Raw genomic sequence first — 16247 nt, forward strand, 5'->3', positions numbered from 1 at the left:
AGATGCAATTATTAGTCAAACTTTTATGAGTTCTCGACTCCGCTCGAACGGACAAAAAAATTACAATTCGTGCATTCGTGGCAAAATTAATTAATTAAAATCAAAACGAACTCCCATCGAAATGTTTCTAACATCCGTATTTTTAAACAACGGATTCATATCATATTTTACATAAAAACCTGTGCTTTTATATGCTAAATACGCACTTACACCATAGTTGAAAATATTCATATTAAAGTTGTCCTTTTGCAACTCCTCTACTTTAGTTCCATTGATATCTGTATATTCAATATATTGGCGAGTTCCTAATTTGAATCCCGCAAAAGCACCAATTCCTAAGCGTACGGATTGATTGGTTCTGTCTCTTTTATGGCCATCAGAATATTCTCCATTTCTAGAAAAATCCCATTCAACGTGTACCGGAAAGTTCATTTGAACATGACGCAACCTATTTTCTGATAAGTTTTCTGGATGTACAACTAAATCGGTCATTTTACCATTTACAACATGATATTTATTGTCTTCTGCTCGTAGATTATTCCATAAAAAAGACAACCCATATTTTAAATACAATTTAGAAGCTTCTTTATCAAAACGCGTTTTCCACGTAAAACCTACTTCGTAAAAATGCGATTGCCAAAACTGATAATTTGAGGTTTCTAAAGAAGATAATTTATGATCTACCAGTACATTATTTACACCCATTGCAAATACAAACTGAGTTGTTGTACTTCTATTTCTTTTGCCTTTACTTTCCCATCTTGTTTTTCTTTCTCTCCAACGATTATTTCTTCTAGAGTAGTAATCTTCGTTGTCGTTTACACGAATTCTAAAGGTTTTGCTTCCTATGGTAAAAGTATCTTCGTCGTCATTAAAATCGGCGTCTTTTTGAGTGTCTTTAATTTTTCCGTTTGCTTTGTCTTGTACCAAGGTTTGTAGCTTTTTTTCTTCTATAGCAACTTTATCTGAAATCACTTTTGCATGAAAATCTGCAGCTTCTTTCTTTAGTTTTTGCGCTTGTTCTGATGTAATTTCTTTGTGCTCTAATTGCAGGTTTATTTTTTCTACTTTTTCTTTTAAAGCAGCTTTTTCTGTTTTGGTAATTAACTCAATTCTATCTGATATTTTTTTTACCTCGTCTTCAAAATTTTTCTCTTGAGAAAAAGCAATCGTTGTACAAAACAACACTAGCATGAATAGTATTTTTTTCATTTTATTATCTTTTTAAAGTATTCTATGTTTAATTATTTCTGTTAGCAATAGCTTCTGCTAATCCTGTTATTTTACCCTTTACAACTTGCATAAAACTCTTTTTAAAAGTTTCTTCATCAATCGTTTTTTCTACGCTTGTTAATAAAGTAGCAGCATCTATTTTTAAGTTTGTTTTATTCAATTCTTTCTGAATGTTTTTCAACACATCATTTCTATCAATATTGTGTTTTTTGTAATATTCGTTGATGTCTTTATCCGGATTTGTAACCGCATACAACAACGCATCACTATTGATTTTTATCGTACTTTTCTGAAGAAATTTCTTTGTTTCTGTCGGAATTGTAATTGTTGTTTCTGTAACTTTCGTTTCGGTTTGATCTACATATTTCAACAACGAATTGCTATCAATTATAATTCTCTTTTGTTTTTTTACATCAATCTTATTATCAGCAATTACAATCGGATTTTCTTCAATAATTTTAGCTTGTTTAATTTGAGTTTTTCTCTTTGTAACAATTGACTTTTTTGGTTGTAGCTTCCCTTCTACTTCATCCGTTTTTACAATTACAGTTTCTGTTTTAATTGTATTCTCAATGGTTGGTTTTACAAATTTTGTAGTATCAATAATGGGAGATGCAACTATAACGTTTGGCGTAATCGGTTTAACAACATCATCAGTATTCATAAAAAAAGCTACTGAAACTACTAGTAGAATTGACGCAGCGTAACCAGCATATAAAAACCAATTTTTACGTTTCTTTTCTTGCGCAAAATCTAATTGATTACTCAATCTTTCCCAAGAAGAATTTGATGGCTTAATTGTTCTCGATTTTAAAGAATCTCTAACAATTTTATCGATATTATTTGTCTCCATTTGCTGTTTTATTCATTCTAACATATTGTGCTTGCAACCATTTTCTCGCTTTAAATAACTGCGATTTTGAGGTGCTTTCAGTAATGTTTAATTCTTTGGCAATTTCGGCGTGTTTATACCCTTCAATTGCATATAAATTAAACACCATTTTATAACCTGTTGGCAATTCATCAATTAACTTCTGAATGTCTTGTAATTCTGTGGTTTCTAAACTATCTATAGCTTGTTTATGAAACACATATTCTTCATCCGATAATTGTACAGGATTCTTTTTTCGCAAATACGAAATACATGTATTTACCATAATTCTTCGAATCCATCCTTCAAAACTTCCTTCGTTTTTAAATTGAGGAAGATGTGTAAAAACTTTTAAAAATCCGGATAACATTAAATCCTCTGCATGATGCAAATCTTTTACATATTGTCTGCAAACACCCAACATTTTAGGAGAATACAACTCGAACAACTCTTGTTGTGCTTCCCTTTTTTGTTTGATGGCATCAGCAATTAACTGATTTGTTTGGTTATGCAATGGTATAATTTTCAATCCGGTTTGATGATTTTTAAACGCCTTACAAATATATAGACTACAGAAGTTCTAAAATGGTTGCTTGCGGTTATTAAAAAAAATGTTTTTTTGAATAAAACTATACTAAAGACGTTCTTAATCCTTATTTGTAACAATTAAAAAATCAATATAAAATAGTTCTCGACTCCACTCGAACTGACAACTGACAACTGTTCACTGATAATTATATCATGAGATTCCTCAATCGTGCCTCATTTCGGAATGACAACTGACAACTGTTCACTGTTCACTGTTCACTGATAATTGTTCACCAAAAAACAAATTCCAGTAAGTAGAACGTTCGATTCTGTAAAGCAAATTGTATCAATGGAATTTACTGAATAAAAATACTTTTCTTTAGCCGAAAGTTGTTCTGTAAAAAGAAGATGTAAGATTTCATATGAGTTAAAAATCAGTAAATCACACAAGATTTCTTTGTGATTCGTAAGCATTTCTGTTAACGTTGGAAAACCTAAGTTTTTATAAGCAATCAATTCCTCTAAATCCATAACGTCATCATCTTCAATTTCGGCTGCTCTAAACTCCTTAAAATAGGTTTCAATTGAAGTAATAAAAGAAGAAATCTCAATTTCTAATTGATACGTAATTTTTTCGTGGTTTTCCCATCTTTGAAACTGACCAAAATTCAAATCTGGAACTTGAAAAAGTTCTTTAGATATAGGTTTATTTTGAATTTTAATTTTCATCTTTTAAAAGATAATTGTTAACTGATTATTATATTATGAGATTCCTCAATCGTGCCTCATTTCGGAATGACAACTGATAACTGATACCTGTTCACTGATAACTGACAACTGTTCACTGTCATTTCGACGATAGGAGAAATCTCATGAAACAAGTGCTAAACATAAGATTCCTCAATCATGCCTCATTTCGGAATGACAACTGCTAACTAATAATTGATCACTGTTCACTGATCACTGTTCACTGCTAACTGTTCACTGATAACTGACAACTGTTCACTGTCATTTCGACGACAGGAGAAATCTCATGAAACAAGTACTAAACATGAGATTCCTCAATCATGCCTCATTTCGGAATGACAACTGTTCACTGTTCACTGTTCACTGATAACTGTTAACCGAATTACTGCGCATCCACATCTACAATAAACCGAATCGGTCTAAAGTCTTTTACCGATTGAAACGTATTTTTAATTTTATCTAACTGTTTCTTCGTTTCTGCTAAGTTTTGTTTTGGCGGAATCTTAATCGTTAAGTTTTTAATGTATTGATTCCGAACTCTAGAAACTACTGGTGCAGTTGGACCTAAAACATGTTCTCTAAATACATTTTGCAAGGCTTTTGCCAACCAATTAACTCCGCTGTCAACTTTGATATAATCTTTGTGTTTTAAGGTGATTTTTATCAATCTGTAATACGGCGAATACTGATATTGCCAGCGTTCTTGCAATTGTTCTTTATACATTTCTGCATAATTTGTGGTAGAAACTTGTTGCAATATTTGATGATATGGATTAAAGGTTTGTATCGCTACATTTCCTTGTTTTTTGGATCTTCCTGCGCGTCCAGAAACTTGAACCATCATATCGTAACTGCGTTCGTGCGCTCTAAAATCTGGAAAATTCAACATATTATCAGCATTTAAAATTCCGACTAATGACACGTTTTCAAAATCCAATCCTTTAGACAACATTTGCGTTCCTACTAAAACATCAATTTCTTGTGCTTCAAAAGCGCCAATTATTTTTTGATATCCGTGTTTTCCACGCGTGGTGTCTAAATCCATTCTTCCAATTTTATATGTCGGAAAAATTTCTTTCAATTCTAATTCAATTTGCTCTGTACCAAAACCTTTGGTATCTAATGTATTACTTCCACAAGCCGCACAATTGTTTGGCATGGCCCGTTGATAATTGCAATAATGACATTTTAATTCGTTTCTGTATTTGTGATATGTTAAACTCACATCACAATTTGGACATTGCGGTGCAATACCACAAGTGGTACATTCTACAACTGGCGAAAATCCACGTCGATTTTGGAATAAAATAACTTGTTCTTTATTTTCTAAAGCTTCAGTAATTAATGTGATTAAACGATCAGAAAAATGACCGTTCATTTGTTTTTTATGATGCTTTTCTTTGATGTTTATCAACTCTATTTTGGGCAATTGTACATTTCCAAATCTGCGATTTAATTCCACCAAACCATATTTTCCATTTTGCGTATTAAAATAACTTTCTAAAGACGGAGTTGCAGAACCCAATAAGATTTTCGCTTTGTGTTGATGCGCCAACACAACTGCTGTATCGCGTGCGTGATAACGTGGTGAAGGTTCAAATTGTTTATACGAAGTTTCGTGTTCTTCATCAACAATGATTAAACCTAAATTAGAAAATGGTAAAAAAACCGAAGATCGTGCGCCTAAAATAATTTGCGCTTTTTGTTTATTTTCCAACACATTATTCCACACTTCAACGCGTTCATTCATTGAATATTTTGAATGAAATACCGAAATTTGATTTCCGAAATAAGCTTCTAATCGCGTAATAATTTGAGTTGTCAAAGCAATTTCTGGCAACAAAAACAAAATCTGTTTTCCTGAGTTTAAATTGTCTTCAATCAGTTTTGTATAGACTTCTGTCTTACCAGAACTTGTAATTCCGTGCAACAAAACCACTTCTTTTTCTTCAAAAGCAGTTTTAATTTCTGACAAAGCATTTTCTTGAAATTCGTTTAGGTTTTTTAAATCGTTTGTAGCTCCTTTAAAATTGATTCTGTCAGTCTGAATTTCATACAATTCAAAAACACCTTTATCCGCCAAGGCTTTAATTATGGCTGCGGAAACTCCAATTTTTGTTTCTAACTCTTTGGCTTTTATTGGTTTTTTATCTGCGGATAATTGAAAGTATCCTAAGACCGCTTCTCGTTGTTTTTTTGCTCTGTTTAATTCTAGTAATAAATTTTGTAACGACTCATCAGAAGTATATTGCGAATGTAAACGAACATATTTTACCATTTTGGGTTTGTACTGTTCGTAAATTTCTTCTTGAATAGAAACCGCTTTTTTCTGAATCAATTCATTGATAATTGGCAATACTTTTTTCTTTCCTAAAATATCAGCAACTTGATGAATGGTTAATTGTGATTGATGTTGCAAGGCTTCAAAAATCAAAAATTCATCATCAGTCAATTCAGTTTCTTCAGTAAATGCATCGTTCTTTAAAACAATGGTTTCGCTTTCTAATAAAAATGCTGATGGCAGCGCAGCGCGATATACATCACCCAAAGAACACATATAATAACTAGCAATCCATTGCCAATTTTGCAATTGAATTTCGGTTACAATTGGTTTCTCATCCAAGATTTGCAAAATTTCAATCGCTTCATATAATGCTGGTTTATTTTCATGAATTTTTAAAACCAGCGCCGTGTACATTTTTGTGTTTCCGAAAGAAACCGCAACACGCATTCCTTTTTGCAGGAATTCAGCTTCTGCTTCCGTCACCGAATAGGTAAAGGTTTTCTGAATCGGAATTGGTAATATGACGTCTATGAAATTCGCGGTCACTTCGAGTGGTTTTACAATTGATAATGAGTAAAATTGTATCGAGAAGTCGTGTTTATAAAAGTTCTCGATACAATTCCGATAAAAAAATCGGAATCACTCGAACTGACAATCGTCAAAATTACTACAAATCAAAACTACGTAAATTTACCTACATAATAAATAGATTTCAAAAGAAGAATTTATCAAAAATAGATTCGTTTAATTTTTTTAAAAAGTGTTTATTTGTAAGATGAACCAAATTATTTCTAATTATGAACAAGAAATAGAAAGTACGGAATACAAAGTCTGTTCTTATAAAATCGATGGCATCAAAATCATTGAAAGAACTGCTTAAATTACTCCGAAAAAAATGGGTCAATTTGTAACTTGCTGGAAACGAAATTACAGAACCACACAAACATTCTGATGCGATTAACTAATGTTTACCCACAATCCGCTAGTTTTTTGATGTTGTGTATAGGTTTTTAGAGTCACGTTGTTTTCTGGTTTTGATAAAGTTGCATCATCCGTTAATAAATCGATGGCAGCATTTCTGGCAGTAACTAAAATGGATGTGTCTTTTACAATATCAGCAATTTTTAAATTCAACACACCACTTTGTTGTGTTCCCATAATATTTCCTGGTCCACGTAGTTTTAAATCAACTTCTGCAATTTTAAATCCGTCTGAAGTTTCTACCATGGTTTTTAAACGTGTTTTTGCATCCGCAGATAATTTAACATCCGATAGTAAAATACAATAACTTTGATCTGCTCCTCGCCCAACGCGTCCACGTAGTTGATGCAATTGACTCAATCCAAAACGCTCAGAACTTTCAACCACCATAACACTTGCATTTGGAACGTTTACGCCGACTTCAATTACAGTTGTTGCTACCATAATTTGCGTTTCTCCTTTTACAAAGCGTTGCATTTCGTATTCTTTATCAGCTGGTTTCATTTTTCCGTGTACAATACTAATTTGATATTGTGGCATTGGAAAATCTCTAGAAATACTTTCGTAACCGTCCATCAAATCTTTATAATCCATTGCTTCAGATTCCTGAATTAAAGGATATACAACATATACTTGTCTTCCTTTTGCAATTTCATCTTTTAAAAATTTAAAAACTGCCAATCTATTACTATCAAATCTGTGAACCGTTTTTACTTCTTTTCTTCCTGGTGGCATTTCATCAATTACAGAAATATCTAAATCACCATACACCGACATTGCCAGAGTTCTCGGAATTGGTGTTGCTGTCATTACCAAAACATGTGGCGGTAATTGGTTTTTTTTCCACATTTTAGAACGTTGTGCCACGCCAAAACGGTGTTGTTCATCAATAATGGCAATTCCTAAATTCTTAAAAATTACTTTATCTTCTAACAACGCGTGCGTCCCTATTAATATATCTAAAGTTTCGTCTTCTAATTGTTGATGGATTTCTCGGCGTTTTTTTGCTTTTACAGAACCTGTTAATAGTGCTACCTTTATAGTACTCTTTTTTAACAACTCAACGATTGCATTATAATGTTGTGTAGCTAATATTTCTGTTGGCGCCATTAAAGACGCTTGGAATCCGTTATCAATGGCCAACAACATGGTTAATAACGCAACAATTGTTTTTCCTGAGCCCACATCGCCTTGCAACAATCTGTTCATATGAATTCCCGTTGCCAAATCTTTACGGATTTCTTTCAACACACGTTTTTGCGCATTGGTTAAATCAAAGGGTAAATTGTTGTTGTAAAAATCAGTAAACTTTTCTCCGACGTTTTCAAAAACATACCCTTTTAATTTTGATTTTCTAATGATTTTCTTTCGGATGAGCTGTAATTGTATAAAAAACAACTCTTCAAACTTTAATCGATATTGTGCTTTTGCCAGGTTTTCTTGACTTTTAGGAAAATGAATATTTAACAATGCCTCTTTTTTAGACATCAAACCATATTGATGGATAAACGTTTCCGATACTGTTTCACTTATTTTTCCATCTAGCTGAATAAACAAATTTTGTATCAGTGTTCTAATTACTTTATTGCTAATGTTTTTATTCCCTAAAGTTTCGGTGGATGGATATACAGGTTGCATGGCGCTTTGTACTTTCTTTTTATGCTCAGAAAGCAATTCCATTTCTGGATGCGGCATCGAAAACGAATTGTTAAAACTGTTTAGTTTACCATAAATAACATACGGAACATTTACCTTTAAAGACTCTTTAATCCATTTTACCCCTTTAAACCACACCAATTCCATCGTTCCAGTTTCATCTATAAAAGTAGCAACTACTCTACTTCCACGTTTTTGTTGAATCGTTTTTACTTGAGTTATTTTTCCAATAATTTGCACATCTGCGCCACTATCTTGTAACTGATTGATTTTATAAAACTGTGTTTTGTCTATATATCTAAAAGGAAACAAATGCAATAAATCGCTACACGTTTTAACGTGTAACTCTCTATAAAGCAATGATGCTCTATTGGCTGTCATACCATTTATATAGCTAATTGGGTTATTTAAATTGATCAATTGTGAATGTTTTTTCCTTTAGAATAACGAAAGTACATAATTTGATTGAAATATATTTTAATAAGAAATTTGATGCTTGTAAATTTTATTTACCTTTTAAAATTATGTAGCTACCATGAATAACGGGATTTTAAATAATAAACTACATATTACTAGAAACAATATTTCGTTAAAGTTAAAAAGCACACAAAATGGCATTTATATCTCTTTTTATAGCATTAGAAAAACATAGAAAAGTAATTTTTACAGATTTCACCAAAAAGAAAAATTAATGTCATCTTTATTCTTACATTTGCAAGTCCTAAGAAACAACAATTTTTTAGTGATTAATATACTATAAATGAGACTACACAGAAATTTAACATATGCGGTAATCGATAGCTTACGCGATGTTTTTAATGAAGGAGAATATGCTGGTAAAGCAGTAGAAAAGGCATTAAAAAGAGACAAACGTTGGGGAAGCAGAGACCGTAAGTTTGTTGCAGAAACCATTTACGAAATTGTTAGATGGAAACGTTTATACGCAGAAATTGCAGAAGTAAAAGAACCTTTTGATAGACCAAATTTATGGAGGTTGTTTACCGTTTGGTGCGTTTTAAAAGGAATACCACTACCTGATTGGAATCAAATTGAAGAAACTCCAACTAGAAGAATCAAAGGAAAATTTGATGAACTTTCTAAAATAAGAAAATACAGAGAATCTATTCCAGATTGGATGGACGAAATCTGTGTAAAAGAATTAGGTGAAAAATTGTGGACCAAAGAAATGGCGGCACTTAACATACAAGCAGATGTTGTTTTAAGAGTAAATACCTTAAACATTACCAAAGAAAAACTGCAAAAAGAATTAGAACAAGAAAGTATTTTTACAGAAACACTTCCAAATCATCCAGATGCGTTAAAATTGGTAGAAAGAGCAAATGTTTTTAAAACCGATGCCTTTAAAAAAGGCTATTTCGAAGTACAAGACGCCTCTTCTCAATTAGTTGCTACCTATTTAGATGTACAACCAGGAATGAAAGTGATTGATACTTGTGCTGGCGCAGGCGGAAAAACATTGCATTTATCAGCATTAATGCAAAACAAAGGGCAAATTATTGCGATGGATATTTACGAAAGTAAATTGCGTAAATTAAAAGTAAGAGCAAAAAGAAATAAGGCACACAACATCGATTTAAAAGAAATAAACTCTACTAAAGTAATTAAGAAGTTACACAACAAAGCAGACAGAGTTTTAATTGATGCGCCGTGTTCTGGCTTAGGTGTTCTACGTAGAAATCCAGATTCTAAATGGAAATTACAACCAGAATTTATAGATAATATTAAAAAAACGCAACAAGAGGTTTTACAAAACTATTCTAAAATGGTAAAACCTGGCGGTAAGCTAGTGTATGCTACCTGTTCGGTGCTTCCATCTGAAAATCAAGATCAGGTAAAACAATTTTTAAAATCTGAAAACGGAAAAGAATTTACTTTTATTAAAGACCATAAAATTTTAGCGTCAGAATCTGGTTATGATGGATTTTATATGGCTTTGTTACAAAAAAATATGGTTTCATAATTTATTGCTAAATTTGAAACTTAATTGTTGAAAAAGAAAAACATGGAAAAAAAATTAATCTTTTTTTATTTCCTATTATTTATATCGTTCATCTCTTTTGCACAAGAGGGTTATTATAACGATGTAGATTTAACACTTACTGGAATTCAATTAAAGAATGCTTTAGCAACCAAAATTACTACTACACACACAAACAAACTGTCATATACTCCTGGAGTATGGGAGGCAAGTAAAATTACAGATGCAAATCCTAATAATAGTAGTGAAGTTATACTGATTTATGGTTGGGAAAATGGTACTGACGGAGACATTACCAATGATAGATTTAGAATTAACACATTACAAGATACTGGAAGTGGAACAGCATTTGTTTGGAATAGAGAACATGTTTTTCCAAAATCATTAGCAAATCCTTCATTGAGTACAAAAGACCCAGGTCCAGGAACAGATGCACACAATTTAAGACCAACAGATAGAGAAACCAACAGCGAAAGATCTAACAAAAAATTTGCTGTTGGTTCTGGAAATTCGGGTAATGTAACTGGTGGATGGTATCCAGGAGATGAATGGAAAGGAGATGTTGCCAGAATTATCATGTATATGTATGTACGTTATAATGGTAATGGGTCAAGTATTTCTCAAACTAATTGTTTACCAACAAATGTTGGAGTTGGTAGTAATACATCTACAGGTGATGATATGATTGATTTGTTTTTACTATGGAATGCTGAAGACCCAGTTTCTGATATTGAAAAAGTAAGAAATACATATCATGAAAACACTTCGAATCAATATGCGCAAGGAAATAGAAATCCATTTATAGATAACCCTTATTTAGCAACCAGAATTTGGGGAGGAACTCCTGCTGAAGATAGATGGAATTATTATACTTTAAGTGTAGAGAAAATTGACAATGGTTTGTTTAAATTATATCCAAACCCTTCAAACGGTTCTTACTTAAACATTGTAAATCCTTCTTCTGTTAAAATAAACAAAATAAAGATTTATACGATCAACGGAAAAGAAATAAAATCTATTTCAAATCCAACATCAACAATTAATCTAAACGGTATTTACAACGGTTTGTACGTTATCAAATTAATATCTGATAAAGGCACAAGCATACAGAAATTCATAAAAAACTAAATTTAAAAAAGAAGCGACTTTCGAGTCGCTTTTTTTTTGTTTAAAACATCGTGTATAACTCTTTAAATCAACATAATTTTTAAAGAAGAAATTCAAGGATTTGTATTAAATTTGCATTTTAAACAACATACAAACACACACTAAATGATTCATTTCTTTGGAAACCAAGACAGCAAGGTATTTGCCGTTCAAACAGCAAAAGAATTATCTGCCGAAAACACCAACAAATTAAATTGGCTTTTTGGCAATCAACCTAAAATAAACACGGCGTCTCTCGACGCTTTTTTTATTGGTCCTCGTGCCGCAATGATTACTCCTTGGAGTACCAATGCCGTTGAGATTACTCAAAATATGGGCATTGAAGGAATCATTAGAATTGAAGAGTTTATAGCTTCAACAAAAGAATTTTCTGATTTTGACCCCATGATTTCTCAAAAATTCGAAAGCTTGCATCAAGCCATTTTTACGGTTGATGTATCTCCAGAAAAAGTACTAGAGATTGACAATATTGCTGCTTATAATGCGCAAGAAGGTTTGGCATTGAATGATGAAGAAGTAGTGTATTTAGAAAGTTTAGCAAAAAAATTAAACCGAAAATTAACAGATTCTGAAGTATTCGGATTTAGTCAAGTAAATTCAGAACACTGTCGTCATAAAATATTTAACGGAACTTTTGTTATTGATGGTGATGAAAAACCTGTATCATTATTCAAAATGATTCGAAAAACTTCAGAAGCAAATCCAAATGATATTGTTTCTGCCTACAAAGACAACGTAGCTTTTGTAAAAGGTCCAAAAGTGGAACAGTTTGCGCCAAAAAGTGCAGACAAACCAGATTATTACGAAATCAAAACATACGAATCTGTCATTTCTATCAAAGCAGAAACGCATAACTTTCCAACAACTGTTGAACCGTTTAACGGAGCAGCAACAGGTTCTGGTGGAGAAATTAGAGACAGGCTTGCTGGCGGAAAAGGTTCGTTGCCTTTAGCGGGAACTGCGGTATATATGACTTCCTATTCTCGTTTAGAAAAAAATCGTCCTTGGGAACAAGCAATGACAGCACGTAAATGGTTGTATCAAACTCCGATGGATATTTTAATCAAAGCTTCTAACGGAGCGTCCGATTTTGGAAATAAATTCGGGCAACCTTTAATTACAGGTTCTGTATTAACTTTTGAACATGATGAATCTAACGATGTCATTTCGAGCTTGTCATCTCGAGCGGAGTCGAGAGACGAGAAATCTGCACGTAAACTTGGTTTCGATAAAGTAATCATGCAAGCAGGCGGAATCGGTTACGGAAAAGCAGATCAAGCATTAAAAGACGTTCCGCAAGAAGGAGATAAAATTGTCATTCTTGGTGGAGATAATTATAGAATCGGAATGGGTGGCGCAGCAGTTTCATCCGCAAATACTGGTGCTTTTGCTTCAGGAATCGAATTAAACGCCATTCAACGTTCTAATCCAGAAATGCAAAAGAGAGCGTCCAACGCTATTCGTGGAATGGTAGAAAGTGATGTAAATCCGATTGTTTCTATTCACGATCATGGTGCTGGCGGACATTTAAATTGTTTATCAGAATTGGTTGAAGAAACTGGTGGATTGATAGATTTAGATAAATTACCTGTTGGAGATCCAACGTTATCAGCAAAAGAAATTATCGGAAACGAATCTCAAGAACGCATGGGATTGGTTATCGGAAAAAAACATATTGACACGTTACAACGAATCGCAGAACGCGAGCGCTCGCCAATGTACACAGTTGGTGATGTTACCAACGATCATAAATTTACATTTAAATCTAAAACTACGGGAGAGAAACCAATGGATTTAGACTTGCATGATATGTTTGGAAGTTCTCCAAAAACCATCATGACGGATTCAACAATAGTTAGAAATTATCAAGAGCTACACTATTCTACAGAAAATTTTAAAACCTATTTAGAACAAGTGTTGCAATTAGAAGCGGTTGCTTGTAAAGATTGGTTGACCAATAAAGTAGATCGTTGTGTAGGCGGTAAAGTTGCCAAACAACAATGTGTGGGGCCGTTGCAAATTCCATTGAACAATGTTGGTGTGATGGCGTTAGATTATAAAGGAAAAGAAGGAATTGCAACTTCAATTGGCCACTCGCCTATTTCTGGATTGATTGATCCGGTTGCAGGAAGTAAAAATTCGATTGCAGAAGCATTGACAAATATTATTTGGGCGCCGCTTAAAGAAAATTTAAAATACGTTTCTTTATCTGCAAACTGGATGTGGCCTTGTAAAAATGAAGGAGAAGATGCGCGTTTGTTTAAAGCTGTAGAAGCAATATCCCAATTTGCAATCGACTTGGGAATCAATGTTCCGACAGGAAAAGATTCGTTGTCTATGAAACAGAAATATCCAAACGAAGAAGTTATTTCTCCAGGAACGGTCATTATTTCTGCTGCCGCAAATTGTATCGATATTACGAAAGTTGTAGAACCTGTATTACAACAGGATAAAGGAAGTATTTATTACATCAACTTATCTGAAGATGCTTATAAGTTAGGCGGAAGTTCTTTTGCACAAACTTTAAATAGAATCGGTACAGAAGCTCCATCAATAAAAAACAATCAAAATTTTAAAAACACTTTTAATACCATTCAAGAACTGATTAAAGCGGGTAAAGTTGTTGCCGGACATGATGTTGCTTCTGGTGGATTGATTACAACATTGTTAGAAATGTGTTTTGCTGATAACAATTTAGGCGCAGATTATGATTTGAGTTCTTTAAACGAAGTTGATGCAATCAAAGTGTTATTTGCTGAAAACTCAGGGATTGTTTTTCAAGCTACAGATACTTCGGTAGAAGCTATTTTAAAGGAAGCAAATGTTACTTATCACAAAATTGGAAACGTAACTACTTCTGGAAAAGTAAACATCAAAAATAATGCTGAATCATTTAGTTTAAATGTTTCAGAAATGAGAAAAATTTGGTACAACACTTCTTATTTACTAGATCAAAAGCAAACAGCAAACGGATTGGCGAAAGCAAGAATTGAAAACTTTGCAAATCAACCTTTACAATATACATTTCCAACTCATTTTACAGGACTTCTCGACTCCGCTCGAAGTGACAGTAAGTTGTCAGGTCGAGCGCAGTCGAGACCAAAATCAGCCATCCTTAGAGAAAAAGGATCTAACTCTGAACGTGAAATGGCAAACGCTATGTATTTAGCTGGATTTGATGTAAAAGATGTTCATATGACGGATTTGATTTCTGGTAGAGAAAACTTAGAAGACATTCAGTTTTTAGGAGCTGTTGGTGGATTCTCAAATTCTGATGTGTTGGGTTCTGCAAAAGGTTGGGCTGGCGCAATTAAATACAACGAAAAGGCACATACTGTTATCAATAATTTCTTTAAAAGAGAAGATACTTTATCGGTCGGAATTTGTAATGGTTGTCAGTTATTTATGGAATTAGAATTGATTTATCCAGAACATAATGTTCATGGAAAAATGCTACACAACAATTCTAAAAAACACGAAAGTGCGTTTACGTCTGTTAAAATTCAAGAAAATAACTCGGTGATGTTATCGAGTTTAGCAGGAAGTACTTTAGGAGTTTGGATATCTCACGGAGAAGGAAAATTTCATCTTCCAGAACCTGAAGAAAACTATAACATTGTTGCAAAATACGGATATTCAGAGTATCCATCAAATCCAAATGGATCTGATTTTAACACCGCAATGATGAGCGACAAAACAGGTCGTCATTTAGTAATGATGCCGCATATTGAGCGTTCTACTTTTCAATGGAATTGGGCACATTACCCTCAAGGAAGAAAAGACGAAGTTTCGCCTTGGTTAGAAGCATTTGTAAATGCTAAAAACTGGGTTGAGAATAGCAATCAATAAAACTTTAAAAAAAATCCCATTGAAATTCAGTTGGATTTTTTAGTTAAAACTGTAACGTTTTACTTTTTATGATGTCTTTACTACGAATATAAAAGAATCAATTATGAAAAATAATTTAAAACTAACAGGGGTTATTATCTGTTTCTTACTAACAGCAACAAGTATTGCACAAACCAGAATACATGCTTCAGATATTATGAAGGATATTAAAAGTGGTAAAGATATTACATACAAAAATGCAACAATTGTAGGTGTTTTAGATTTTACATTTATGGATGAGCAATTAGAAAAACTGCCAAAAAAAAGAAAAAGTAATTGGTGGCATAATAACAATTCTGACAATAAAGTAGAAAAACAAATTAGCAATAAAATTTCATTTGAAAACTGTACGTTTGAGGACAATGTTTTTGCATATATCCATGAAGAAGATACAAAATATACTTTTATAGCAAATTTTGATGATATCGCAATTTTTAAAAATTGTGTTTTTAAAGAAATGGCTCAATTTAAATATTCTCATTTTAAAACAAATGCAGATTTTTCTGATAGTAAATTTAATGGTGATACTACGTTTAAATATGCGAATTTTAAAAGTGATATTAGTTTCTCAAATACAATTTTTGGAGAAGCTTCAACTTTTAAATATACCGTTTTTAACAATAAAATAAGTTTTGCTAATGCTATTTTTAAAGAAACTGCGATGTTTAAATATACGAAGTTTAAAGATGGTGTTTCTTTTCATAAAACACGCTTTGAAGAAGATTTAAACATGAAATATACCAATGTAAAAGGTACATTTGATATTTCTGGAATGTACGTAGCATATGATGTTGATGCTAAATATGCTAGTATTAATGGCGAAAAATTTCGTTATCATTAAAAAACACGTATAAATACCTATTGACACGAAACAATGAACCGTTTATCTTGCA

At 32.6% G+C, this 16247-nt stretch carries 10 protein-coding genes; 4 read left to right on the plus strand and 6 right to left on the minus strand.

Annotated features, from left to right (window positions below; genetic code table 11):
• Positions 1 to 90: 90 nt before the first annotated feature.
• The 6 genes from KCTC32516_RS10635 to recG form a co-directional block, all read right to left on the minus strand.
• A complete protein-coding gene (locus KCTC32516_RS10635; protein WP_301400422.1) occupies positions 91 to 1212 on the minus strand; it encodes a hypothetical protein in 1122 nt (373 codons plus the stop codon).
• Positions 1213 to 1240: 28 nt separating this feature from the next.
• Entirely contained in the window at positions 1241 to 2086 is an 846-nt protein-coding gene (locus KCTC32516_RS10640; RefSeq protein ID WP_301400423.1) for a hypothetical protein, read from the minus strand.
• On the minus strand, positions 2073 to 2633 hold the full coding sequence (locus tag KCTC32516_RS10645) for an RNA polymerase sigma factor (protein WP_301400424.1): 561 nt from the start codon (positions 2631 to 2633) through the stop codon (positions 2073 to 2075). Before KCTC32516_RS10645 ends, KCTC32516_RS10640 begins: the two co-directional genes overlap by 14 nt.
• Positions 2634 to 2908: 275 nt before the next feature.
• Positions 2909 to 3361, minus strand: coding sequence for a hypothetical protein (locus tag KCTC32516_RS10650; protein WP_301400425.1), 453 nt, complete (start codon positions 3359 to 3361; stop codon positions 2909 to 2911).
• A 400-nt stretch (positions 3362 to 3761) separates the two neighbouring features.
• The gene (gene priA / locus KCTC32516_RS10655; RefSeq protein WP_301400426.1) at positions 3762 to 6209 is read right to left on the minus strand and encodes a replication restart helicase PriA; all 2448 of its coding nucleotides are present in this window, start codon (positions 6207 to 6209) and stop codon (positions 3762 to 3764) included.
• Positions 6210 to 6620: 411 nt separating this feature from the next.
• Positions 6621 to 8681, minus strand: coding sequence for an ATP-dependent DNA helicase RecG (gene recG, locus KCTC32516_RS10660; RefSeq protein ID WP_301402760.1), 2061 nt, complete (start codon positions 8679 to 8681; stop codon positions 6621 to 6623).
• A 379-nt stretch (positions 8682 to 9060) separates the two neighbouring features.
• Here recG and KCTC32516_RS10665 point away from each other — a divergent pair, with 379 nt between their 5' ends.
• The 4 genes from KCTC32516_RS10665 (at position 9061) to KCTC32516_RS10680 (ending at position 16195) form a co-directional block, all read left to right on the plus strand.
• On the plus strand, positions 9061 to 10281 hold the full coding sequence (locus KCTC32516_RS10665) for an RsmB/NOP family class I SAM-dependent RNA methyltransferase (RefSeq protein WP_301400427.1): 1221 nt from the start codon (positions 9061 to 9063) through the stop codon (positions 10279 to 10281).
• Between the two features lie 42 nt (positions 10282 to 10323).
• On the plus strand, positions 10324 to 11427 hold the full coding sequence (locus tag KCTC32516_RS10670) for an endonuclease (RefSeq protein ID WP_301400428.1): 1104 nt from the start codon (positions 10324 to 10326) through the stop codon (positions 11425 to 11427).
• A gap of 144 nt (positions 11428 to 11571) precedes the next feature.
• Positions 11572 to 15315, plus strand: coding sequence for a phosphoribosylformylglycinamidine synthase (gene purL / locus KCTC32516_RS10675; protein WP_301400429.1), 3744 nt, complete (start codon positions 11572 to 11574; stop codon positions 15313 to 15315).
• A gap of 103 nt (positions 15316 to 15418) precedes the next feature.
• Positions 15419 to 16195, plus strand: a complete 777-nt coding sequence (locus KCTC32516_RS10680) for a pentapeptide repeat-containing protein (RefSeq protein ID WP_301400430.1) — start codon at positions 15419 to 15421, stop codon at positions 16193 to 16195.
• Positions 16196 to 16247 lie beyond the last annotated feature (52 nt).

The organism is Polaribacter huanghezhanensis (assembly GCF_030444335.1).
Classification (GTDB): domain Bacteria; phylum Bacteroidota; class Bacteroidia; order Flavobacteriales; family Flavobacteriaceae; genus Polaribacter; species Polaribacter huanghezhanensis.

Coding starts and splice junctions, on each gene's coding strand:
- KCTC32516_RS10650 (WP_301400425.1), bottom strand. CDS start 3,361: ATGAAAATTAAAATTCAAAATAAACCTATATCTAAAGAACTTTTTCAA.
- KCTC32516_RS10665 (WP_301400427.1), top strand. CDS start 9,061: ATGAGACTACACAGAAATTTAACATATGCGGTAATCGATAGCTTACGC.
- KCTC32516_RS10635 (WP_301400422.1), bottom strand. CDS start 1,212: ATGAAAAAAATACTATTCATGCTAGTGTTGTTTTGTACAACGATTGCT.
- KCTC32516_RS10680 (WP_301400430.1), top strand. CDS start 15,419: ATGAAAAATAATTTAAAACTAACAGGGGTTATTATCTGTTTCTTACTA.
- recG (WP_301402760.1), bottom strand. CDS start 8,681: ATGACAGCCAATAGAGCATCATTGCTTTATAGAGAGTTACACGTTAAA.
- KCTC32516_RS10640 (WP_301400423.1), bottom strand. CDS start 2,086: ATGGAGACAAATAATATCGATAAAATTGTTAGAGATTCTTTAAAATCG.
- purL (WP_301400429.1), top strand. CDS start 11,572: ATGATTCATTTCTTTGGAAACCAAGACAGCAAGGTATTTGCCGTTCAA.
- KCTC32516_RS10670 (WP_301400428.1), top strand. CDS start 10,324: ATGGAAAAAAAATTAATCTTTTTTTATTTCCTATTATTTATATCGTTC.